This is a genomic window from Pseudomonas sp. StFLB209 (genome assembly GCF_000829415.1).
Classification (GTDB): Bacteria; Pseudomonadota; Gammaproteobacteria; order Pseudomonadales; family Pseudomonadaceae; genus Aquipseudomonas.
The window spans coordinates 1,510,208-1,532,741 of record NZ_AP014637.1 but is presented as its reverse complement, the minus strand read 5'-3'; the positions used below and the strand labels follow the sequence as shown (position 1 = coordinate 1,532,741).

Sequence of the window (22,534 nt, the reverse complement as noted above, 5' to 3'; positions counted from 1 at the left end):
TGGGGGATGGGGCCGATAGACCCGAAAAACGCCTTTTTGTTCGCCCATAAAAAAGGCTCTCCTGATCAGAGGAGAGCCTGAAGGGGTGCCCTGCGAGGCACATTTGGAGCATCCATCCCTAGATGGAGGAAAGCGGTTGGCTTGAGGGCACCTCTAAAAACTACCTGCGTGGCCATCGCGTTGTTGAAATCAAGCTAAAAATGCTCATTTACAATATGTAAACTCCGCTTTTTAGCCTGATTCCGCCTAGCGCTGCCTGCCTCGCCTACGTTTTTAGAGGCACCCTTCACCAGCAGTGTGCTACGTCCGTTTGCATTCATCCAATCAATAATAATGAGCTATCAATCAACTTCTGTTGATATTAATGGCGCCATTGGCCTGTCAGAATGCGTCTTTCGTCAGCTCAGTGGTTGCATATGGATATCGACCTGACCCGCACTTTTCTGGCCATCGCTCGGCACGGCAGTTTTGTCGCTGCCGCCGAGCGTTTGCACATCACCCAGACGGCCATCACCGCACGGGTGCAGAAGCTCGAAAGCCATCTCAATTGCACGCTGTTCATCCGCAACCGCGCCGGTGCACGGCTGACGGCCGATGGTGAGGCGTTTGTGGTGTATGCCAATCAGGTGGTGCAGACCTGGGAAGCGGCGCAGCGCAATCTGCCGTTGCCCGAAGGCTTCAATCAGGTGCTGCGCATCGGCGGCGAGGTCAGCCTGTGCAACCCGCTGATGCTGCGCTGGGTCGGGCTGATCCGCCAGCACATTGGTGACCACGCGGTGCATGCCCAGGTGCATGATGCGGCCTACCTGCTGCGGCAGCTGGAAATCGGCGTGCTGGATGCGGCGCTGGTCTATCAGCCGCATTACTGGCCGGGCTTGCAGGTCGAACAATTGCTGGAAGAGAAGCTGATTCTGGTGGCAGCGAATAACCCAGAGCCTTATGTGTATATCGACTGGGGCGAGGCGTTTCGGCAGCAACACGACACTGCCTTGCCCGACAAGGCCCGCGCGGCGGTGTCGTTCAACCTCGGGCCGCTGGCCTTGCAGTACCTGCTGGAACACGGCGGCTCGGGTTATTTCCGTACCCGGGTGGTGCAGAGCTATCTCGACAAGGGCGTGCTGCACCGGGTGCCTCGCGCACCGGAGTTCAGTTATCCGACCTGGCTTGTGTACTCGCGCGAGCGCGATTCGGCGCCGTTGCAGCAAGCCTTTGGCCTGCTGCGTGAGCTGGTGCGCAATGACCCGGACTGGTCGCAGCGTTGGGACCCGATACTTTGATCAGACGCCTTGGTTGGCCTGCCACTGTTCGCGGCGTAATTCCCAGATCTGCTTGTCCATCTCGCCACACACGAAGCGGCCTTTCTGCACCTCCACCAGGCGCATGCCTTCGCGCTCGGAAATCCGCCGCGAGGCCTGGTTGTCCAGCGCCTTGGGCACCTGCATCAGCGGCCGCTCGAGGGTCTCGAACCAGTAGCGGTTGATGACCTCACAGGCCTCGCTCATATAGCCCAGACCTTGCCACGCCGGCGCCAGCCAGAAGCCACGGTTGTTGCCCGGTGTGTCATACAGGGAAATGCTGCCGATGCTTTGCCCGGAGGCTTTAAGACGCACCATCCAGTGCCACTCGGTGCCCTTGGCGATGGCCGGTAGCGAACGCTCGCGTACATGAGTCAGCGCGCCGTCTGCAGGGTAGGGCCAGGGCACCAGATGAGCGAGATAGCGCACCACTTCCCAGTGCGGGAACAACTGCTGGATATCCGCGGCATCCTCAAGCTGCAACGGCGTGAGGATCAGGCGCTCGGTGGTGAAGGTCGGGATACAGTCCATGTCGAGTGCGTTCCAGTGTTGATGTGTTGATAAGACAGACGAGCAAGGCAAGCGGTGATTCAGGACAGTCTCAGACCCTGAAATGTGCGCTCAGCCCGGCACTGAAATGCGTGCAGTTAATCCGCAGCATGGCCCGGTAATCGCGGCTGACGGCAAACGCCGAGCCGGGCATCAGCACGATATTGTGGCGGGCCAGCCGGTCGATGAAGGGCTGTTGATCGGCAATGTCAGGGTGCTGCGCCCAGACAAACATGCCGCTCTCTGGGGTTATCTCGAACTGCCAGCCGAGTTTGCTCAGGGTGCGCTGGGTCTTGTTCTGCTGTTCGATGAGTTTCTGGCGGATCTGCTTCATGTGCCCGGCGTAGGTGCCGTCGGCAAGGATGGTGTTGACGAAGCGCTCGCAGAACGCCGGTACGGCCACGCAGGTCAGCATCTTCAGGCGGGTCAGCGGCTCGACCAGCGCGGGCGGGCAGGCGATGTAGCCGACCCGCAGCGAGGCTGACAGGCACTTGGAAAAGCTGCCGATGTAGATCACCCGCTGCAGGTTGTCCAGCTCGGCGAAGGTCTGCCGGGGGGTGGGGCTGAAGTCGCCATAGACGTCGTCCTCGACGATATGAAAATCGTGCTTGATCGCCAGGCGCAGCACATTGAAGGCGTTGTTCGGGGTGATGTTGCCGCCGGTGGGGTTATGGAAGGTGCTGTTGCAAAAAAAGGCCCTGACCGGCTGCCGTGCCAGGTGACTTTCCATCTCGGTGATGTCCGGGCCCTGTGGCGTGCGGCGAATGCCGAGCACCTCGGCACCGGCCAGCTGGAGCAGGCGAATCAGGTTGCCATTGCAGGGCTCGTCGACGAACACCGCATCGCCTGGCTTGATCAATAGCCGGGCCACCAGATCCAGCGCGTGGGTCGCGCCCAGGGTGGTGAGGATCTGGCCAGGGCGCGGATCGATGCGGGTCAGGCGTTTTATGTGCACACACAGTTGCTGACGCAGTGCCGGGTGGCCGCAAATGTCGCCGTACTCAACCAGCGAGCTTTGCTCCAGCCGCGCGGTGCGGCGTATGGCCTTGGTCAGCAGCTCGGTGTCTTTCCAGGCCGAGGGCAGCCAGCCACACCCAAGCTTGGTGAGGTGCGGACCTCCCTGTAGCAGGTTGAACAGCGGATCGCCGGCCATGCTCTCAGGTTCTGCTTGTGGTGGCCGGGCATGCACGCTGGGCGCGACGAAATAGCCACGGCCCGGTTGCGCGATCAGCCAGCCTTCGCTGACCAGTTGAGTACAGGCTGAAACGGCCTGGTGATAACTGGCGGCCCGCTCGGCCACGAACTTGCGGATCGACGGCAAGCGTTGCCCGGCGGTCCATTCACCGGCCTCCAGGCGTCGTTTCAGTGCGGCATGGAAAAGATTTACGGTCACGGCCTGCCCTGGCGAACTGTTAGAAAAATTAGCCTAACAGTTCGTTACAAAGCGTGTCGACTGTGCGCGTATGTCGGTTTGGCAGGGTGCACTATCGCAGTCTGGCCCCACCCGAACCGACGAGCCAAACAATGAGCCGATTGCCCCGCACAACCTGGCTGTACTTCACCGCCCAATCGATCAACCTCACCGCCGCAGTGATGTCGGTGACCATGGCTGCCACAGTGGGCGCCGCGCTGGCACCGACCCCGGCACTGTCCACCGTACCCTACGGTTTTCAGTTTCTGCTGCTGATGCTCGCCACCTACCCGGCTTCATGGCTGATGAGCCGGTTGGGGCGCAAGCGGTCGTTTCTGTTGGGGTGTGTGCCGTTGGCACTGGCCGGTATCAGCGGCTATCTGGCGGTGGTGCAGCAGAGCTTTGGGTTGTTGATCACCAGCCACGCGGCGCTGGGTATCTATGTGGCCTTTGCCAACTTCAACCGCTTCGCGGCCACTGACAACCTGGAACCCGGCCTCAAACCCAAGGCCATTTCGCTGGTGGTGGCCGGTGGTGTAATCGCCGCCGTGGTTGGGCCGACCCTCACGCAAGTACTGCGCGAAGCCGGTGCCTATCAGGCGTTTTCCCTGTGCTATGCCGCGTTCATCGGTCTTGCGATATTCGCTGCGCTGGTGACCCTGTGCCTGCCGGAGACTCCCGCGCCCGTGGCCAAGCCATCCCTGGCACGGGCCAGCCTGTTATCGCTGCCCAGCGCACCGATCATGCTGGCCATGGCGGTGGCTGCGCTGAGTTATTTCATCATGAACCTGCTGATGATCCAGGCCTCGCTGCACATGCAGCACATGCACGAAGACTTCACCGCCATGCGCCTGGCCATCCAGTGGCATGTGATCGCCATGTTCGCCCCGTCGTTCTTCACCGGCGTGATCATCGAGCGGCTGGGGCTGCGCACCACCTTGTGCCTGGGGTTGCTGATGCTGGCCGGCTGCGCGCTGCTCAATATGATTGCCCATGGATACTGGGCGATGAGCAGTGCGCTGATCATCCTCGGCCTTGGCTGGAACCTGACTTACGTCGGTGGCGGGGCGCTATTGGCCCAACTGCTTGAGGGACATGGACAGACATTCAAGGTGCAGGGCCAGAACGATCTGTTGATCGCCATCTTTGCCACGGCAGGTGCCTTCGCGCCAGCGCTGTTGCTGAGCAGCCTGGGCTGGCAGGGCAGTAACCTGCTGTGCGTGGTATTGGCGTTGGTGTTGCTGGTGGCAACAGTGAAGGTGGTGAAGGGGCGGGGAGTGTCACCTGCTTCCATGGCGTGATCGGCTGACCATCTGGCGGCTGGCTTTTGAGTCCGCAGCACGTTGCGTATACGTTACATCGCATCTGTGTTGTCACGTATTCACGACATGGACCACGGAATCATCGCCTCAGATAAAAAATTATCGAATCTTGCTCGGTCCCGGTGGGAGTTGGCTTTGCCAACGAATGCATCGGCACATCCACAACGAAAGCGATGGTCTTGCACAAAACTATAGAGTCCTACAGGACCGCGCGGACCTTAACTGATCGGCATTACGAGTAGGCTCGAGCCGCGAAGTGCTTCGCGGATAAATCCGCTCCTACGAGCCCCCGACCGGAATCAGCACTTCCACGCAAAACCCGCCCTGTGGCCGGTTGGCAAAGTTCAGGGTCAACCCCAGGCGGCGGCAGATCATCTCGACGATAGCCAGCCCCAGCCCGGCGCCTTCGGGGTTGTGGGCGCTGTAAAAGCGGTCGCACAAGCGCTGCAGTGCTTCTTCACTCACCCCCGGGCCTTGATCGAGCACCTGCATGCGCATCTGGCTGGCGCTGTTACGGCTCAGATGCACGCGCACTTCGCTGCCGGCCGGGGAGAAGGTCAGGGCGTTGCTGATCAGGTTTTGCAGCATGATGCTCAGCGAGGCCGGCTCGCTGTTCAGTTGGCAATCGTCTGTACTGTCGAGCACCAGTTCAACGTCTTTGCGCAACGCCAGCGGGGTGAGTTCGGCGAGTTCTTCGCGCATCAGTTCGGTGAGGTTCAGTGCTCGGTTTTCCTGAATACCCGGCTCCAGACGGGCCATGGTCAGCAACTGGCTGGCGATACGGGTCATGCGGCCAACGCCCTGTTGCAGAAAGGCCAGGGCTTCGGCGCGTTCTTGCGGGTCACTGGCCTGCTGTGCGTTACGTACGTGGATGTCGAGGATCGCCAGCGGCGTGCGCAGTTCGTGGGCGGCATCGGCGATGAAGCGTCGCTCGCGATCGAGCATGGCGCGCAATTGCTCAAGCAGGTGGTCGAGTGCCGAGCGCATCGGCTCCAGCTCCGGCGGTTGCGGCTCGTCAGGCAGCGGGTCGAGGCTGCTGTGCGGGCGGTTGCGCAACTGCCGGGCCAGGCGTTGCAACGGGCGCAGCCCCCAGCCCAGCAGTGCCCAGATCAGCAGGGTCAGCACCGGCAGGCCAAGCAGCATCGGCAGCAAGGTGTGGTGGACGATTTTCTGGATCAGGTCCTGACGCAAGTCATCGCGCTCCCCGACCCAGATGCGGATACCCAGGGTCTTGTCTTCCAGCAGTACGCCACACCAGTCCTGGCCCTGATACATCAGGTCATGCAGGCCGGGCGCCGGTACGTCTTCGATGACCGGGGCGGTTTCGGAGCGCACCAGCAGCGATTGATCAGCGGCCCAGATCTGGAAGGCCAGATTCATCTCGTAAGGGTGGGACAGAATGCCCTGGCCTGAGCGGTTCAGCGCCGTCTCCAGCGCCTCTTGCAAGGCTGGCCAGTCACGCTGGGGCGGCGCTTGCTGCAGTACGCCTTGCAGCAACCGTGCGGCCTGCACCAGTTGTGCGTCATAAACGTTTTCGATTTCCCGGTGGCTGTCGCGCACAGCCAGCCAGGCGAGAGTCAGGCTGCCGACAATCATCAACAACAGGGTTGGGGCCAGAATGCGCGTGCGGATGGAAATCACGGCTGGCGCTCCACCAGATAGCCGACGCCACGCACGGTACGAATCAGCCCCGTGTAGAGCTTCTTGCGCAGGTTATGGATCAGCACTTCGAGCGTGTTGCCCGGACCGCTTTCCTGCCAGCCATAGAGCGTACTGCTCAATCGCTCGCGGGTGACCACCACGCCGGGGCGGGCCAGTAACTGATGCAACAGTTGATATTCCATAGGCGTCATCGGCACCGTGTGGCCTTGGTAAAAAACCTGCTGGGTGGCCGGGTCGAGGCTGACGCCTGCGTATTCCAGACGCGGTTGTGCGCGTCCCTGGCTGCGGCGTAGCAGGGCGCGGATACGGGCTTTGAGTTCGTCCAGGTCTACCGGCTTGACCAGATAGTCGTCAGCCCCGGCATCCAGGCCTTGAATCCGGTCGGCAATTGCATCGCGGGCAGTGAGGATCAGCACCGGGACACTGCCTTCGCTTTGCCCGCGAATACTGCGCAGCAAGCTGATGCCATCGAGACGTGGCAGGCCCAGGTCCAGCAACACCAGGTCGAAGCGTTCGCAGTGCAGGGCGTGTTCAGCCTCCACGCCATCGGCCACCCAATCCAGGGTATAGCCTTCGCCACGCAGCGCGACGCGGATGCCCTGCGCGAGTGAGCGATCGTCCTCTACCAGCAATACCCGCATGGTCTGTCCTCCGGTTGCGGCCCGGCCATCATCGCGATTCAAACGCCGTCTGCCAGTCAGCAAATGTTACAGCTCGTTACTCGTTAAGGCTTCATTAAGCTTCGCGCGGCACCGTAGCGGCATCCATCCCAAAAGAGGTGCTGTCAATGTCCCGTCTGCTGCGTTTTGCTCTGCTTCCTTCCCTGTTGCTGGTCAGTGCCGGTGCCATGGCCGGCCCGCAATGCACCACTGCCGAACGCTCCACCTGGCAGGACGCCGAAGCGTTCCAGGCCAAGCTGCGCGAGCAGGGTTACCAGATCAACAAGTTCAAGATCACCGACGGCAACTGCTACGAGATCTACGGCTTCGACAAAGACAAACGCAAGGTCGAGATCTACCACGACCCGGTCAGCGGCAAGGCGGTCAAGACTGAGGTCAAAGGCTGATGGCTGCGGCGACGATCCGCCTTTGGGACCCTTTAGTGCGGGTGTTCCACCTCTCGGTGGCCGGGGTGTTCGTCGCCAACTATTTCTTCAACGAAGCCGGTGACAGCTGGCACGTCTGGCTCGGCTATTACGTTGCCGGCTGGCTGGCGGTGCGCACGGTGTGGGGCTTTGTCGGCCCGCGCAGCGCCCGCTGGGCCGACTTCTGGCCGACCCCGGCGCGCTTGCACGCGCATCTCAGTGCGCTGCGTCAGGGCCGTGACCATCACCGTCTCGGCCACTCACCGTTGGGGGCACTGGTCATGGTGCTGATGATGATCGCGCTCGGCGGGTTGGCCGTGACCGGCTTTCTGATGCAGGAAGTCGACGTCCTGTGGGGCGTGGACTGGCCTGAAGACCTGCACCGCTGGATCGCCAACAGCCTGGCCGGGCTGGTCAGCCTGCACCTGCTGGCCGCCGTAGTGGAAAGCCTGCGGCTGCGCGAAAACCTGCCGCTGTCGATGCTCACCGGCCGCCGCCGGGCACGCCCCGACGATCACTGATACCCAGGACCTCCCATGCTTTTGACCTTGATGCGTTCTGGCCCCGCGCAGCACAGCGGGGCGCGGCCGTGGCTGACCCTGCTGGCGCTGGCCACGTTGAGTTGCGTGTTGCTGCTGGCCGACGACTTTCTGCAACAGCTGTACACGGCGAACAATCGCGCCGAACTGGAGGCGTCATTCGTTGCCGGTCTGTGGGTGTTCAGCCTGGCCTTGTGGTTGTGCAACCTGCGCTGGCTGGTGGCGGGTATCTTGCTGCTTTTCGCGTTCATGCAGACCCTGCAACTGGCCAATATCAGTTTCTTCGGTGAGCCGCTCAATGCCATCGACATCCAGGCCATGCTGGGTGACGGTGCCGAGGTTCGGCAGGCGGCGTTGCACAGCTTCAGCCAGCATTGGCCGGTGCTGCTCTGCGTTGCGCTGCCCTATGCCGCGCTGTTGCTACTGCACCTGCGTTTGCCAGGCCGCGTGGCGTTGCCATCAAGCCGCTGGGCGCTGGTGCTGATTGCGTTGGTGTTGCTGTCCAAACCCTACCGTGCCACCTACCGCAATCTCGATTCGTTCACCGCCAGCGCCAGCCGCAGCGGCCTGCATAACAGCCTCAATGCCTTTTCGGCCTGGTCGGTGCGGCTGGCGCTGCGCCCGGAGCCGGTGCTGCCGCCAATGGCCTACGCGCCCTATCGCATGACCGCGGTGCCAACCAGCGCCAGACACGTGTGGCTGGTGGTGGCTGACTCGTTGCGCAGCGACCGGCTGGGGGTGTTTGGCTACGAGCGCGACACCACCCCGAACCTGCATGCCTATCTGCAAAATAATCCGCACGTGGTGGTGCGCCCCGGTGTTTCCGCCGGGGTCGCGACTGACGTCAGCCTGCCGTACCTGCTCAATCCGATTCGTGAGCCGGGCCAGGACAACCTGATGCGCAGCGGGCGGATCAACCTGTTCCGTTTTGCCCGCGAGGCGGGGTTTCGTACCCACTGGATTTCGTCCCAGGAATCCAAGTTGCTGGCGCATCTGGGCAGCCGCTACCTGGACGTGTCGATCACCCGTGAAGACCACCCGCTGCGCTTTCTGCAACGTCAGGACAAAGCGCTGTTGGACATCCTCGATCAACAGCGTTGGGCCGAGCGCAACTTCGTGGTCATGAACCTGCGCACCGCGCACCTGCCGTACGCGCAGAACTACCGCCACGAACAGACCCCGCGCCCCTGGCCAGACCGCGGCCCGAACGGCCAGGCCAACGCCTACGACAACTCGGTGCATTACCTCGATGGCCTGCTGGGTGAAATCCTGGCCGACTTCGACCGGCTGGAGGGCGAGCGTTACCTGATCATCACCGGCGACCACGGCCAGCGGCTCGGCGAGGACGGCAAATGGGGTCATAACGATTTGGTGCCCGAGGTCAGTGACGTGCCGGTGATTGTGGTCGCCGGTGGTGCGCCGGCCGAGGCACTGGAAAGCATCAGGCGCGAACGCTGGATCAGCCATAACGAAGCCGCTACCTGGCTGGCGAAACGGCTGGGCACCCGTATCGACAACCCGAACCTCAAGCCGGGCGAGCACTTCGTGCATGGCAAGCTGCTGTTCAGTGACAACTTCATCCAGCGGGTCTGCGAGTCAGCCAATGGGCTGGTGCATCATGAGCCGCAGCAACTGAGCATGTTGCTCAAAAAAGGCGTGCCATGTTCGTGACGACCTTGGGCCCGGTACACGGTTGATACTGTTTCAGATGTTAGGCCTCGGTACAAGTTTGGCGCGATAGAGCGGCTGGCAATATCGAGCGATAGGTAGGCCACTCGTTGTTCGGTAGGGCTGCCTGAAAGATTTCGAGCGGGGTTTAGTTACCGCTTTACGTGACGTTGGTCGGAATTTTTCGGCTATGTCTCATTACGTTGATCTGTCCGCTCGATTGAACACACCCCGTTGCAGAAGGATGTCAAAAGGCCTCATTTTTATCTGATTTAGGCTATATCTTACTGTATTTAATGAATATTTTTACGTGCGTCAGTGCCTGGCTCTTCCCGTGTGACGCACTGCCCCTATAGAGAGTGCAATTGATTGCGGCTTTTTCTAGTCGGCGTCGAAAAATATTTTAATAGGCCGCTCCTCTATATGAGGGGTTATTAGGTAATGGTGAAAGGTTATATCTGATGGAAATTTTCCATGCTAGGTTGGAATTGTTTCTATCGGCGCGTTAATGGAGGTGTTGGCGTGAATGGATTTGTAGAAACCGATAACCTTAGTTACTTTCGAGTCAATCGGCAGGCCTATGTATCGAGTCAGGTTTATCAACAGGAACTTGACGAGGTTTTCGAGAAAAGTTGGTTGTACCTCGCTCATCTGAGTGAGTTGTCGGCAGCGGGTGATTTTCTGACCCGTGATGTCGGCGGTCGCAACCTGATCATTCAGCGCCAGGACAACGATGAGATCACTGTGTTTCTCAATGCATGTGCCCACCGTGGCGCCAGGGTATGTGCCGAGTCGCAGGGCAACACTCAACGCTTTACCTGCCCCTATCATGGCTGGACCTATGACGGCCGTGGCGCGCTGGTCGGCCAGCCCGACAAGGCCGCTTATGAGTTTCGCGGCCAGTGTGACCGGAGCCTAAAGCTGCACCAGGTGACACATGAGGTCTATAAGGGCTTTGTATTCATTCATTTTGCGCCCAGTCAGCAATCACTGCGCGAGTACCTCGGGCAGGCGGCCGATTACATCGATCTGATTCTCGATCAGTCGCAAGCGTCACTTGAGATCATTCCCGGGGCCTTTGAACACGCCATTGAGGCCAACTGGAAACTGCTCGCCGAGAACGGCGTCGATGCCTATCACTTGCCTTTCGCGCACAAGCGCTACCTGGAGTACCTCAATACGCTAGGCACCGATCCAGCTTCACACAAACGCACGGGGCTGGGGCTGGCGCTGGGCAACGGCCACGCCTTGATCATGAGCGGGCCGCCCTCCACCGGCCGGCCGATCGCCTACTGGAGCCCATTGTTCCCGGAGCAACTGAAAGCCTCCATCGCCACCAGGTTCGAACAGCTGGTCGAACGTTTTGGCCAGGACCGCGCCGAGGCCATTGCCCACACCAACAAAAGCCTGTTCATCTTTCCCAATCTGGTGATCAACGACATTCTCGGGCTCAACATCCGCACTTTCTTTCCGGTGTCGGCGACTCAGGTCAACGTGACGGTGTGGGGTGCCGGGTTCAGCGACGAGAGCCAGCAAGAGCGTGCTGCGCGTATCAACGGCCTGATTTCATTCATCGGCCCCGGCGGTTTCGGCACGCCTGACGATGTGGAGATTCTTGAGTCCTGCCAGCAGGCCTATGCCCACTCGGCGTTGGGCTACAGCGACTTTTCCCGCGGGCTGGGGCCGGGCACCCAGCGCCATACCGACGAAGAACAGAACCGCAGCTTCTGGCGCGAATGGAGCCGTCGTCTGAGCAGACAAGTTCCTCTGCGTCATCTCGCGCTGGCCGTTTAACGCGCTGTTCGCCAACCACCGTTACTGACTCCTGGCAGATCTGCCACGCGCCACCGGACTGGCTACGTGGGGAATATCGGGCACTGCAAGGGCTTTGATCATGTGTGGAATTGCTGGATGGATTGACTGGACCCAGGACCTGCAGACGCAGCGTCAGGTTATTGATGAAATGACGGCCACCCTGGTCCGCCGTGGACCCGACGCGCAAGGTGTATGGACGTCTTGCCATGCGTTGCTCGGCCATCGACGCCTGTCGATCATCGACTTGGCCCATGGTGCGCAACCCATGGCCAGTAGCGGGGATGAGGTGGTGCTGACCTACAGTGGCGAGGTCTACAACTACCAGGTCTTGCGTCGCGATTTACAAGCGCTCGGGCAGATCTTCAGCACCCTGTCAGATACGGAAGTGGTGCTGCGCGCTTACCTGCAATGGGGTGAAGAGGCGTTCGCCCGGCTCAATGGCATTTTCGCTTTTGCCCTCTGGGACGAGCGTGATCAGAGCCTCTGGCTGGTGCGCGACCGCTTCGGCGTCAAGCCACTGTATTACTCGCTCAACGGCGGCGGGGTGCTGTTCGGTTCGGAACCCAAGGCGATTCTCGCTCATCCTCAGGTGCAACCAGTGCTCGATGCCAGCGGCGTGGCCGAACTGTTTGCCTTGAGCACCGCACCCACTCCGGGGCACGGGATCTATCAAGGGGTTCATCAGGTCAAGCCGGGCCATGCGCTGCGGTTCGATGTCAACGGTCGGCAGGACCGGGTCTACTGGTCTCTGACGGCTCACGCGCATGCCGATGACCCGCACCAGACTGCCCGTGAGGTCAGCACCTTGTTGCGCCGGGTGGTTGAAGAACAACTGGTGGCTGACGTACCGCTGGGCAGCCTGTTATCCGGCGGCCTGGACTCCAGTGCCATTACGGCCTATGCCGCCGATGCGCTGAAGCAGCATGGCCGACAATTGCCGACCTTTTCCGTGGACTTCACCGGCGGTGGTCAGGGGTTCGTCCCGACACCCTGGCAAAGCAGTTGGGACGAGCCTTACGCGCAACTGGCAGCCGCCTCTCTGCAGACCCGTCATACCACGCTGCAGGTAGCTCCAGAACAGGTTCTGGAGCAGGAACTGGCCGTCCTGCGTGCACGTGATCTGCCGGGTTGGGGAGAGCTGGACAGCTCGTTGTACCTGCTTTTTCAGCAGGTCCGCCAGCATGCCACGGTGGCGCTTTCCGGCGAGTCGGCCGATGAGGTATTCGGCGGCTATCCGTTCTTTCATGACCCACAGGCTCTGGCCTATGACGGCTTTCCGTGGCTGGCCGGCAAAAGCGGCCTGTGGCAGCTGTTGCGCCCGGAGGTGGCCACACGGGTGGCTCCTGAAGAATATATCGATCGACGTTACCGCGAAGCGCTGTCGGAGGTGCCGCGCCTTGAAGGCGAAAGCCCGACCGAGCAACGACAACGGGAGGTCACCTATCTGGCTCTGACGCGTTGGCTGCCTGCCATGCTCGACCGCAAGGACCGTATCAGCATGGCGGTAGGGCTGGAGGTGCGCGTGCCGTTCTGTGACCACCGTTTGGTGGATTACGTATGGAACGTGCCCTGGTCGATCCGCAGTGTGGCCGGAGAGGGCAAGACCCTGCTGCGCAATGCGACGCGCGACGATTTGCCCGGCGAGATCGTCGAGCGCAAAAAAAGCGGTTTTCCTGCCAACCCGGACCCTCGTTACCTGGAACTGCTGCGTGACAAGGTCAAGAAGCTGCTGATCGAGGGCGATTCGCCAGTCTTCCAGTTGCTCGACGCCCGCCGCGTCGGCGAACTCCTTGAACTTGGCCAGCCGCTGCCCAGCCCCAGGGCGTCCAGCAGTCCCACGGCGGGCCTGGCCTATCTGCTGAACCTCGATCAATGGCTGCGCCAGTATCAGGTGGATATTCGCCTGTAGCGCGTCTTGCAAATTTTCAAGGGGAACATCCATGAGTGTGCCACTTACCGATAGCGCTCCGGCGTTGCAATTGCGTGTCAGTGACTTTCTGGTCAATGAAGCTGAGCTGCTGGATAACCGGGAGCTGGAAACCTGGTTCGGACTGTTCGATCAGCCGGCCCAGTACCGGGTTCTGCCGCTGCAAAGTCATCTGGCTGAAGAAGATCCGGATCACAGCCTGTTCATTATTGCCGACGACTACGTGCGCCTGCGTGAACGGGTCGACAGCCTGCTCAGTGGCCACACCTGGATGGAGCAGCCGTTGTCCCGTACCCGACGGCTGGTGAGCAACGTACGCATCAAGGCTCGCGAAGGCGAGCAACTGACGATCAAAAGCAACTTCATCGTTCATCAGTTCCGTCATCGGCAAAGCTGGAACTTCGTCGGCGAAGCCACTCATGTACTGCGCGACGGCGACGAAGGCCTGCGCATCGTGCGCCGTGATATCCGTCTGGATCACGAAACCATCAATGCCCAGCGGCGTATCAGCATCATCCTTTGAGACAGGAGCCTGCCATGAGTCATCCATTGCTTCCGGGTTTTGAGTACTCGACGCTGACCACCAGTGGGGCGAACATTCACATTGCGGTTAAAGGCAGCGGTCCACCGCTGCTGTTGCTGCACGGTTATCCTCAGAATCATCTTGCCTGGCATCGCGTGGCCCCCAGGCTGGCTGAAGACTACACCGTGGTACTGGCCGATCTGCGCGGCTACGGTCAATCGCGCGCCTTGCAACCAGACGCGACCGGCAGCCATGCAAAAACTGCCTTGGCGCTGGATCAGGTGGAGGTCATGCAGCAGCTTGGTTTCCGGCGCTTTGCCGTGATCGGACATGACCGGGGCGCCAGGGTAGCCTACCGGCTGGCGCTGGAGCATCCGCAGGCGGTCAGTGCACTGGTGTCGCTGACGGTGGTGCCGATCCTGGATGTCTGGAGCACGGTCAACAAGAACTTTGCCCTCAATGCCTACCACTGGTTTTTTCTGGCCCAGCCATTTGACCTGCCAGAGCGGCTGATCGGTGCCGACCCTCGTTACTTTCTGGACTGGACGCTGCAACGCATGGCGCAGGGCCGCGCGATCTACGATCCGCTGGCGCTGCAAAGCTATCACGAGGCCTTCGCCCGCCCCGAGGTGCTGCACGCCATGTGCGAAGACTATCGCGCCGCCACGGGGGCCGATGCCGCTGCCGACCAGGCTGATCGCGACGCCGGCCGGCACGTGCAGGCTCCGGTTCTGGTGTTGTGGCAGGACCGACCCTACCCGCAGGCCAGCCATCCATTGACGGTCTGGCGGTCATGGGCGGCGGATGTTCAGGGCGCGGCCATTCAGTCGAGTCATATGCTTGCCGAGGAGGCCCCAGACGCCGTGCTGGAACAGGTACTGCCTTTCCTGCAGCAGAAGGTGAAGCCATGAGCCCCATTGCCCTGACCCCGGACCAGCAAGGGGCGTTATGGCGCCAGCGGATGTTCGAGGCCCACAGCGCCATGACCGCATACCTGATCGAGCAGCACCGCCCGGAGGATCTGGCAGATTGGGTGCAGGTCACCGAGAAAATCTATCACGACCTCCCTTCGCCCCAGGTCGGTGACAGCACCCAGTGGCAGGCGGTTTTTTTCCGTGCCCAAGCGTTGATTGAGCAATTTATCGTGCAGCGTGCCGGGGTTTATGACCTGGATGACTGGGCCACGGCCACCGGGCAGGTGTACCGCGCTCTTGAGCCAGCCGGGCAGGGTGATCCGCAGGTGGCGGCCGAACGTCTGGGGCGTCAGGCGTCCCTGTACGGCACCCGCTTCGACATTCAAGCGCTATCAGCCAAAGGGGCTTTGTTCAAGGTGCATCACTGTGGCATCTGGGATTACCGCGAGCGGGCCCGAGCCAGAGGCGTGCCGATCACCCTCAAATCGGCCTGTACCTACTGCACAAAACTGTTGTCGTCATTGGTCCAGGCCAAGGGCTGTAATGCCCGCTGGGAGTTATTCAGTGACCCGCAAGACCATGGCTGCGAATGGACTATCACGCCGGACAGCCTTAACTCCACCCTCACAGGACGTCTTGAACATGAGCGCGATTATTGAGCAGGCTCGTACCCTCGCAGGCTACGAGACCTCCAGCCGGCTGTTGCAACTGCGTGATCGTGACTGGGTGCTTGACCGGGCATTGCATCAGCCTCGTCACCTGCTCGACCTGGGCTGCGGTATCGGCTCGCTGCTTGAAGGTGCGGTGGCCAGATGGCCTGGCCTGCAACAGGTGTGGGGAATCGAGCGTTCGCCGCAAAGAGTCGAAAAGGCCCGGCAAAAGCTTCAGGGCGCCAAGGCCGATGTGATCGTTAAACAGGGTGATTTGCTGGCATTGCCCAGCCTGGAGCAACGCTTCGACCTGATCAGCATGACCGCCGTCCTGCACTGGCTGTATCCCCACGAAGAACGCTTGTTCCAATGGGTGGCCGGGCATCTGCAGGCGCAGGGCGAATTCATTTTCACCTCCCATCACCCTCGTTCGCGCAATGGGCTGGGCGGGGAGGACGAGTTGGTTGTGGAAGCCTTGCAGTCCATGCAACTGGCTAGCCCGGCTACTGCGCGGCAACACTTCGAGGACCATGATGTTTTGCCGATGGGGCTGCGGACCCGACCGGCCGATGCGCTGCGCGAGATCGTGCAGCGCTACTTCAGGATCACCTCGGTGGCGAGCCGTTCTGCGGCGCTGCGTATCGCCAGTGTCGAGGAGTATCAGCAGTTTCATGCGGCGACCTTCGGCACCTACTTCACGCCGCTGGTGCCTGCTGAGCGGGTTGAAGAGTTTTTCAGCCGGCTTGGAGAGATCGCGCAGCAGCGCATGACTCGCCAGGGCTATGTGACCGACATACCGGTCAATGTCTGGCGGGCGGTCCCGGCGCTGGCGGCGCGGGCATAACCTTATGAGCAATCGGTCTCGTGCCGGGGTGAAAAACATCCGCGCCAGTTGCACTCATCTGTACGTGATTGCCTGGGGTAAGTTGATGATGAGCCTTGACCGTACGTTTCACCGACGCCTGACGCCTCTGTGCTATGCCGTCGGCTTTGCCTGGTTGCTGGCCAGCGAGCAGGTGCTCGCACAGCCAGTCGGCGCGGCACCTAATGTCCAGACGCTGAGTTTCGATATTCCCGCCGGGGCGCTGTCCGAGGTGCTGCTGAGTATCGTGCGCCAGAGCCGCACGCCGATCTCTTTCGATCAGCAACTGGTTCAGGGGCTGCAGGCACCTGCGGTGCGCGGTGCCCTGAGTCTTGATCAGGCACTGCAACAGGCGCTGCAAGGCAGCGGTCTGGGGTACAGCCGCAGTGCCACGGGCATTTTGACCTTGCATCCGCTGGGCACACCTGCCGCAGCTACATCGGCGATACCGGCACGCGCTAGCGCCCCGGCCGCTGCGCTGGCAACGGTAGTGGTCACCGGTACCCGGCAAGCCGATGTCCAGGCGGCCGACAGCCTGAGCCCGATCGACGTGGTCGACAGCAACCGGTTGCAGCGCAGCGGCGCTACCGATCTGCGCGAGGCGTTGGTCAAACTGTTGCCCTCACTGACCCGTCAGGCGCAGCCATTCAATGCATCGGCGCTGACCCGCACGCAATCGCTGCGTGGCCTGAGTCCCGATCATGTGCTGGTGCTGGTCAATGGCAAGCGCCGCCACGAGACGGCCAACCTGAACATCAGCGGCGGCCTGCAAAAGGGCACCACCGGTGCCGATCTGGACATGATTCCGATCAGCGCCATTGAGCGCATCGAGGTGTTGCGCGACGGCGCCTCGGCGCAGTACGGCTCCGACGCCATTGCCGGGGTCATCAATATCATCCTCAAGTCCGCCGATCAGGGTGCACAGGTGACTGCCGACATCGGCCAGTACGGTGCCGGAGACGGCCTTGCCCATGGCTCCGGGGTCAACGGTGGACTGGCGTTTGGCGACAGCGGTTTTCTCAACCTCAGTGCCGAATACCGCGAGCAGGAGCGCACGGTGCGCAGCGGTATCGATAACCGTACCGGCCGACGCGACAACATCTCCATCGGTGATCCGGTGTTTCACCGCCAGTCGCTGGCCTACAACACGGGCTATGGGCTGGGGGATGCTGTTGAGCTCTACAGCTTCGGCACTTACACCCGGCGTCAGGGCTCGTCAGCCGCCAACTATCGGCTGGCATCGGTCGCGCCGGGTCTTTACCCCGCAGGGTTCACCCCAAGGCCCAACAGTGACGAAGATGATTATTCGCTGGTGCTCGGTGTGCGGGGTGACGCGTTGTTCGACCACTGGCACTGGGATCTGAGCACCACTTATGGTGTCGACAAGCCGCAGATCAGCATGACCCAGTCGGTCAACGCCGCCATCTACCGCGCCACCGGCGACAGCCCTACCCGGTTTGACCTGGCCAGTTACCGCAATAGTCAGTGGACCCATAATCTGGATATCGGCCGCGGCTTTGATGTGAGTTTTCTGGCCCGGCCGCTGAATGTCTCGCTGGGCCTGGAACAGCGGCGTGATACCTATTCGATTCATGCCGGGGACCTGGCGTCTTATGAGCAGGGCGGTGCCGAGGCGCTGGCCGGGCTGTCGCCGTTGAGCGCCGGCAAATGGTCGCGGGACGTGCTGGCAGGCTATATCGACCTGTCGTCTTCGCTCACCGAGCAGTGGGAAATCAACGTGGCAGGTCGGCACGAGGATTTCAGTGAGTTCGGCGGCACCACCAACGGCAAGCTGGCCACCCGTTACGAATTCAACCCGCAGGTTGCGCTGCGCGCCAGTATCAGCAGTGGTTTTCGTGCCCCGTCGCTGGTCCAGGAACACTACACCGGGCTTAGCGTCGGCCCGGACATCGCTCTGGGCCTGCTGGCGGCCAATTCCTCGGCGGCGCGCTTGCTCGGAGCTGAAGATCTCAAGCCAGAGAAATCCACTAACTTCAACATCGGGTTGGCGCTCAAGCCGCTGCCCAACGCGACACTCAACATCGATGCCTACCAGATCAGGATCCGCGACCGGATCGTCGACAGCGGCACCTACTCCGGCCAGCCAGCCATTGACGCTTTGACCGCCGCCGGCATCTCGTTGCCCACCGGGCTGGACACCATCAGCACCCACTATCTGGCCAACGGTGCCGACACCTTGACCCGCGGGGTGGATATCACCGGCAATTACCTGACCTCTTTGGGAGCATGGGGCGAAATCAACTGGGAAGTGTCGGCCAACTTCAATCGCACCAAGCTGGAAAAGAACCACCGCGGCGCCAATGGCGACGAACTGCTCAATGCCCAGCAGATTGCCTGGATCACCACCTCGACCCCGCGCAGCCAGGTGTCGCTGGGCGGCACCTGGAGTATCGACGACCTGGATCTGAGCCTGCGAGTAACCCGTTACGGCAGAACCACCTCAGAACTGGACTACACCGTCGGCCCCAATGCCTGGTCGGCCACCGAGTTCAATCACTTCGTCAACAGCCCCAAATACATCACCGATATCGCTGTGCGCTACGCGGTCAACCGCCAGCTGCAGCTCACGGCCGGGGCCGACAACCTGTTCGATGTGCGCCCCGACAAACTTCCGGCCCAGAACACCACCTACGGCGATGTTTTGCGCTATGACACCTACGCCTCGCAGATCGGTTTCAACGGCGCGTTCTATTACCTCAAGGCTCGCTACGAGTTCTGACCAGCGGACAGCAGAAGGAAGCTTCATGGCACTCGAAATTCGTGGCGGTGTACGCGCAGCAGCCTTGCCCGGTGACACTCCCTTGCAGCGCCAGGCGGCGCGGCTGCTGGGGGATTTGCGTGAGCGCGACGCCGACCCGCAGTACATTCAGGAGCAGGCGCGGCAACTGGAGGCCGATGGCCTGGACAGTGCACTGGTCACGGTCTACAGCGCCTGGCCTGATCCCTGGCTGGTGGCCGGCTGGGCCTTGGCGGCCAGCCAGCAGTTGCGCCTGACCGTGGCCCATCGGCCCGGCGTGGTGCAGCCCACGGCAGCTGCGCGTGCGCTGGCAACCCTGGATAAATTATCCGGCGGCCGCGCGGCGGTGCATCTGGTGATCGGCTCCAGCGATGCCGACGTGCAGCGCGATGGCGATTTCCTGAGCAAGGAACAACGCTACGAGCGGGCGCGGGAATACCTGGAAATCTTCACCCGCACCCTGCAGCACAGCGAGCCATTCGACTACCAGGGCCGCTTCTACCGGGTCACCGATAGCAGCTCGGGGGTACGGCCGGTGCAGCAACCCCGGCCGCCAGTTTCCATTGGTGGAGCATCGCCACAAGCCAAGGCGTTGGCGGCGCAGTTTGCCGACATCTACGCCGGCTCTTACGCCAGCCCCGAGCAGGCGGCAACGGTGGTGCAAGAGTTGCAGTTGCTGGCGCGTGAACACGACCGGCAACTGCGTTTCTGGCGGCACTTCAAGGTTATCCTCGGCACCGATGATGCCCACGCGCAGCAACGCGCCAGCCATTTGCTGGAGCAGGCCGGGGTCCAGTTGCAACAACGCAGTGCCCGGCAGCTGGATACCTCACCGCAGGTGGCCAGAGACCGAGAGCGCGCCGCGCCTGAGACTTTGCAAACCCAGAGCCTGGAGCACTGGGCGCGCAAGGATCTGCAAGACAACTTTGCTCAATGGCTGGTGGGCTCGGTGGCGACTGTGGCCGAGCGCTTGCTGGCGTTCTATCGAGCGGGCATCGACATCATCCAGATCGAGGCGGCGCTTGAGGACGAACAGGACCTGCGGCTACGCCGTCAGTTGGTCAGTGAACTGAGACGGCTGAGCAATGATGAGTGATGCGCCCCGTTACGCTGGCGAGCCTTCGGCATCGGAGTGGACACCCGGTTCGGTCGGCCTGTTACTGGTCTCGGTGGTGGCGATCATTTTTGGCCCGGCTGGCATTCTACTGGGCACCTTCAGCCTGTTCATCGAGCCGTTGAGCCTGGCGTTCGGTTGGGAGCGGGCCGAGGTGGTCGTACTGGTCAGCGTGTTCGGTCTGGCGGTGGCCGTCACCAGCCCGCTCAAGGGCTGGTTGATCGACCGCTGGGGAGCCCGCCGGCTGATGCTGATCAGTACGGCATTGCTGGCGCCATTGTTGATGGCGCTGGCAATCGTGGAGCAGACCTGGCAGGTCCGTGTTCTGTTTCTGGTGTTGGGTATCCTGACCCCCGGCAACATGCCTTACGGCAAGCTGCTGGGCGCCTGGTTTAATCGACGGCGCGGCATGGCCTACGGATTGCTGGGCCTGGGGTTCGGCCTCGGTGGGCCGCTGGGGCTGTTCATCGGCCACCTGAGTATCGAAACCTGGGGCTGGCGCGGCGCCTGGTTGGTGTATGGCCTGCTGGAGTTGCTGGTGGCCTTGCCGTTGCTGTACTGGCTGTTCCGCGAGCCTGCCGGTCAGCAGGAGGAGGCGGCCCGGTCCGCTGAGCTGGGTGTTTCTGCATCCGAAGCCTGGCGTACGGCGACCTTCTGGCTGGTGCTGGTCAATCAGGTGCTTTGCGTGTTCGTCATGTCCGGCATCATCACCCATGGCGTGCCCATGCTCGTGGAGCGCGGTCTGTCACGGGCCGAGGGGGCGACGGTTCTGGCGGCGCTGTCGCTGGGCATGACGGTTTCCCAGCCGTTGATGGGCGGCCTGATGGATCGTTTGCAGACCCCGCGCGTGGCCTTGCCATTCGCTTTGCTGGCACTGCTTGGCATGCTGTTGTTTCTGCACGGCGGCGGGCTTGTCGAGTTGTGGCTCGCAGTGTTCCTGATCGGTCTGGGCGGCGGGGGCGAGAGCGGCACCACCAAATACTTCGTGGCCCGCTACTTTGGCCTGCGGCGCTTCAGCGTGATTTACGGCGCCGTGCAGCCATTCACTTTCGCGGTATCGATCAGCTTCGGCGCCTGGCTGTTGGGGCTGCTTTATGACCTGACTGGCAGCTATGCGGTGGCTGAGTGGACGCTGACGGTCGCTTTTCTGCTGGCTGCCCTGAGCCTGCTGGGCTTTCGTCCCTATCCAGAGGCTGACCCGCGCCCATGGGCCCCGCTACCTACAGAGAGCCGTTCATGAACCAGACTGCACGAGCGCTTGCCACCCATCAACGTTTCGCCCCCGGCGTCTGGCTGTTGGCCGGCCTGGCCTTTGTGGTCGGCACCGTCGAGCTGGTGGTGGCCGGGATCCTCGATCAACTGGCGGCAGCCTTCAACGTCACCCAGGGTCAGGCCGGGCTGTTGATGAGTCTTTACGCGCTGGTCTATGCCTTGATTGGTCCGGTGCTGATCTACTTCACTGCCAGGGTTGCGCGACGCCGCTTGCTGTACGTGGCACTGCTGGTGTTCATTGCGGCCAACCTGTTCAGTGCCGCCGCCGTCAGCTTTGTGTGGTTGCTGCTGGCGCGCCTGCTGGTGGCGACCGCCGCTTCGGTGGTAGTGGTTGTGGCGATCACCATGGCGGTTGCCATGGTGCCAGCCCAACGCAGTGGCCAGGCCATTGCCCTGGTGTTCGCCGGTATCGTCGCCTCGCTGGTCATGGGCGTACCGCTGGGCACTCTGATCGGAGAATACTGGGGCTGGCGCACGCTTTTCATTCTGCTGGCCGGGTTGGCGCTGTTGTGCCTGCCAATGCTGTCGCGCTGGCTGCCCGACCCGCCCGGCGCACCGGGGATCGCACCGGCCCGACAACTGGCGGCGCTGGTACAGGGCAACGTGTTGCTGGCGCACTTGGCTGCGCTGCTGCAAATGACCGGGCAGTTCACCCTGTACACCTACATCGTGCCGTTTCTGGTTGCCAGCATGACGTTGTCCAAGCCGCTGATCAGCCTTGTGCTGCTGGTCTACGGGGTGGGAGGCATCATCGGTGCATTGCTGGGCGGGCGGATCGCTGACCGCTGGCCAGGGCCGTTGGGGTTTGGCGTATGCCTGTTGCTGCATGCATTGGCCATGAGTCTGCTGCCGCTGGCTACCGCCAGTCTGCTCAGCTTGCTGGTGCTGGTGGTGGTCTGGTGTATTTTCAATATGGCGCCCGGCCCCGGTATTCAAAAGTATCTGGTCCAGTTGCAGCCCGATGATGCCGCAGTACAGATCAGCCTCAACACCAGCGCCATTCAAATGGGGGTAGCGTCGGGGGCCTTTGTCGGTGCGTTGCTGGTCGATCACTACAGTGTCAACGCCCTGCCCTGGGTGGCCGCTCTACTGGTCTTGGGCAGCGCCTTCTGCGCCTGGCTGTCATCGCGCATTACCCGGTACAAGGACAACGACTGAACGTCGAGAAC

General features: G+C 61.7%; 19 protein-coding genes. 15 read left to right on the top strand and 4 right to left on the bottom strand.

What is annotated here, in order from left to right; genetic code table 11:
• The first annotated feature begins 416 nt into the window (after positions 1–416).
• Complete coding sequence (locus tag PSCI_RS07100; RefSeq protein WP_045484653.1) at positions 417–1,277, top strand: LysR family transcriptional regulator; 861 nt, start codon at positions 417–419, stop codon at positions 1,275–1,277.
• On the opposite strand, the gene PSCI_RS07095 is transcribed toward PSCI_RS07100, so the two are convergent.
• Together PSCI_RS07095 and PSCI_RS07090 are read right to left on the bottom strand one after the other, a co-directional pair.
• Positions 1,278–1,826 (bottom strand): GNAT family N-acetyltransferase, encoded by a 549-nt coding sequence (locus PSCI_RS07095; RefSeq protein WP_045484651.1) that lies wholly within the window; start codon positions 1,824–1,826, stop codon positions 1,278–1,280.
• A gap of 70 nt (positions 1,827–1,896) precedes the next feature.
• Positions 1,897–3,237, bottom strand: a complete 1,341-nt coding sequence (locus PSCI_RS07090; RefSeq protein ID WP_045484649.1) for an aminotransferase-like domain-containing protein — start codon at positions 3,235–3,237, stop codon at positions 1,897–1,899.
• A 131-nt stretch (positions 3,238–3,368) separates the two neighbouring features.
• Between PSCI_RS07090 and PSCI_RS07085 the strand changes: the two genes are divergently transcribed.
• The gene (locus PSCI_RS07085) at positions 3,369–4,556 is read left to right on the top strand and encodes an MFS transporter (protein ID WP_045484647.1); all 1,188 of its coding nucleotides are present in this window, start codon (positions 3,369–3,371) and stop codon (positions 4,554–4,556) included.
• Between the two features lie 300 nt (positions 4,557–4,856).
• Here the strand turns inward: PSCI_RS07085 and PSCI_RS07080 are convergent, their stop codons facing one another.
• Positions 4,857–6,218, bottom strand: coding sequence for a sensor histidine kinase (locus PSCI_RS07080; RefSeq protein WP_045484644.1), 1,362 nt, complete (start codon positions 6,216–6,218; stop codon positions 4,857–4,859).
• On the bottom strand, positions 6,215–6,880 hold the full coding sequence (locus PSCI_RS07075; RefSeq protein WP_045484641.1) for a response regulator: 666 nt from the start codon (positions 6,878–6,880) through the stop codon (positions 6,215–6,217). Before PSCI_RS07075 ends, PSCI_RS07080 begins: the two co-directional genes overlap by 4 nt.
• A gap of 158 nt (positions 6,881–7,038) precedes the next feature.
• Here PSCI_RS07075 and PSCI_RS07070 point away from each other — a divergent pair, with 158 nt between their 5' ends.
• From PSCI_RS07070 to PSCI_RS07010, 13 genes are all read left to right on the top strand, one after another.
• Complete coding sequence (locus tag PSCI_RS07070) at positions 7,039–7,305, top strand: PepSY domain-containing protein (RefSeq protein WP_045493955.1); 267 nt, start codon at positions 7,039–7,041, stop codon at positions 7,303–7,305.
• Positions 7,305–7,844, top strand: a complete 540-nt coding sequence (locus PSCI_RS07065) for a cytochrome b/b6 domain-containing protein (RefSeq protein WP_045484638.1) — start codon at positions 7,305–7,307, stop codon at positions 7,842–7,844. The genes PSCI_RS07070 and PSCI_RS07065 overlap by 1 nt, the downstream gene beginning before the upstream one ends.
• Positions 7,845–7,859: 15 nt before the next feature.
• The gene (locus PSCI_RS07060) at positions 7,860–9,533 is read left to right on the top strand and encodes a phosphoethanolamine transferase (RefSeq protein ID WP_045484635.1); all 1,674 of its coding nucleotides are present in this window, start codon (positions 7,860–7,862) and stop codon (positions 9,531–9,533) included.
• Between the two features lie 519 nt (positions 9,534–10,052).
• Positions 10,053–11,324: an aromatic ring-hydroxylating oxygenase subunit alpha gene (locus tag PSCI_RS07055; protein ID WP_045484633.1), complete on the top strand. Its 1,272-nt coding sequence runs from the start codon at positions 10,053–10,055 to the stop codon at positions 11,322–11,324.
• Between the two features lie 100 nt (positions 11,325–11,424).
• Positions 11,425–13,254, top strand: coding sequence for an asparagine synthase (glutamine-hydrolyzing) (gene asnB / locus PSCI_RS07050; RefSeq protein WP_045484630.1), 1,830 nt, complete (start codon positions 11,425–11,427; stop codon positions 13,252–13,254).
• A gap of 31 nt (positions 13,255–13,285) precedes the next feature.
• Positions 13,286–13,795, top strand: a complete 510-nt coding sequence (locus PSCI_RS07045; RefSeq protein ID WP_045484627.1) for an aromatic-ring-hydroxylating dioxygenase subunit beta — start codon at positions 13,286–13,288, stop codon at positions 13,793–13,795.
• A 14-nt stretch (positions 13,796–13,809) separates the two neighbouring features.
• Positions 13,810–14,706: an alpha/beta fold hydrolase gene (locus PSCI_RS07040; RefSeq protein ID WP_045484624.1), complete on the top strand. Its 897-nt coding sequence runs from the start codon at positions 13,810–13,812 to the stop codon at positions 14,704–14,706.
• The gene (locus PSCI_RS07035; protein ID WP_045484621.1) at positions 14,703–15,368 is read left to right on the top strand and encodes a hypothetical protein; all 666 of its coding nucleotides are present in this window, start codon (positions 14,703–14,705) and stop codon (positions 15,366–15,368) included. The genes PSCI_RS07040 and PSCI_RS07035 overlap by 4 nt, the downstream gene beginning before the upstream one ends.
• Positions 15,352–16,203, top strand: coding sequence for a class I SAM-dependent methyltransferase (locus tag PSCI_RS07030; RefSeq protein WP_045484618.1), 852 nt, complete (start codon positions 15,352–15,354; stop codon positions 16,201–16,203). The genes PSCI_RS07035 and PSCI_RS07030 overlap by 17 nt, the downstream gene beginning before the upstream one ends.
• Before the next feature lie 88 nt (positions 16,204–16,291).
• The gene (locus PSCI_RS07025; RefSeq protein WP_045493952.1) at positions 16,292–18,961 is read left to right on the top strand and encodes a TonB-dependent receptor; all 2,670 of its coding nucleotides are present in this window, start codon (positions 16,292–16,294) and stop codon (positions 18,959–18,961) included.
• A gap of 25 nt (positions 18,962–18,986) precedes the next feature.
• Positions 18,987–20,075 carry an LLM class flavin-dependent oxidoreductase gene (locus PSCI_RS07020; protein ID WP_045484615.1) on the top strand — a complete coding sequence of 363 codons (1,089 nt, stop codon included), beginning with the start codon at positions 18,987–18,989 and terminating at the stop codon, positions 20,073–20,075.
• On the top strand, positions 20,068–21,333 hold the full coding sequence (locus tag PSCI_RS07015) for an MFS transporter (protein ID WP_045493949.1): 1,266 nt from the start codon (positions 20,068–20,070) through the stop codon (positions 21,331–21,333). Before PSCI_RS07020 ends, PSCI_RS07015 begins: the two co-directional genes overlap by 8 nt.
• Entirely contained in the window at positions 21,330–22,523 is a 1,194-nt protein-coding gene (locus PSCI_RS07010; protein ID WP_045484612.1) for an MFS transporter, read from the top strand. Before PSCI_RS07015 ends, PSCI_RS07010 begins: the two co-directional genes overlap by 4 nt.
• Positions 22,524–22,534 lie beyond the last annotated feature (11 nt).

Excerpts from the sequence above, each read along its gene's own strand:
- asnB (WP_045484630.1), top strand. The coding sequence starts at position 11,425 with ATGTGTGGAATTGCTGGATGGATTGACTGGACCCAGGACCTGCAGACG.
- PSCI_RS07085 (WP_045484647.1), top strand. The coding sequence starts at position 3,369 with ATGAGCCGATTGCCCCGCACAACCTGGCTGTACTTCACCGCCCAATCG.
- PSCI_RS07060 (WP_045484635.1), top strand. The coding sequence starts at position 7,860 with ATGCTTTTGACCTTGATGCGTTCTGGCCCCGCGCAGCACAGCGGGGCG.
- PSCI_RS07100 (WP_045484653.1), top strand. The coding sequence starts at position 417 with ATGGATATCGACCTGACCCGCACTTTTCTGGCCATCGCTCGGCACGGC.
- PSCI_RS07015 (WP_045493949.1), top strand. The coding sequence starts at position 20,068 with ATGAGTGATGCGCCCCGTTACGCTGGCGAGCCTTCGGCATCGGAGTGG.
- PSCI_RS07035 (WP_045484621.1), top strand. The coding sequence starts at position 14,703 with ATGAGCCCCATTGCCCTGACCCCGGACCAGCAAGGGGCGTTATGGCGC.
- PSCI_RS07040 (WP_045484624.1), top strand. The coding sequence starts at position 13,810 with ATGAGTCATCCATTGCTTCCGGGTTTTGAGTACTCGACGCTGACCACC.
- PSCI_RS07025 (WP_045493952.1), top strand. The coding sequence starts at position 16,292 with ATGAGCCTTGACCGTACGTTTCACCGACGCCTGACGCCTCTGTGCTAT.
- PSCI_RS07030 (WP_045484618.1), top strand. The coding sequence starts at position 15,352 with ATGAGCGCGATTATTGAGCAGGCTCGTACCCTCGCAGGCTACGAGACC.
- PSCI_RS07045 (WP_045484627.1), top strand. The coding sequence starts at position 13,286 with ATGAGTGTGCCACTTACCGATAGCGCTCCGGCGTTGCAATTGCGTGTC.
- PSCI_RS07020 (WP_045484615.1), top strand. The coding sequence starts at position 18,987 with ATGGCACTCGAAATTCGTGGCGGTGTACGCGCAGCAGCCTTGCCCGGT.
- PSCI_RS07075 (WP_045484641.1), bottom strand. The coding sequence starts at position 6,880 with ATGCGGGTATTGCTGGTAGAGGACGATCGCTCACTCGCGCAGGGCATC.
- PSCI_RS07010 (WP_045484612.1), top strand. The coding sequence starts at position 21,330 with ATGAACCAGACTGCACGAGCGCTTGCCACCCATCAACGTTTCGCCCCC.
- PSCI_RS07095 (WP_045484651.1), bottom strand. The coding sequence starts at position 1,826 with ATGGACTGTATCCCGACCTTCACCACCGAGCGCCTGATCCTCACGCCG.
- PSCI_RS07065 (WP_045484638.1), top strand. The coding sequence starts at position 7,305 with ATGGCTGCGGCGACGATCCGCCTTTGGGACCCTTTAGTGCGGGTGTTC.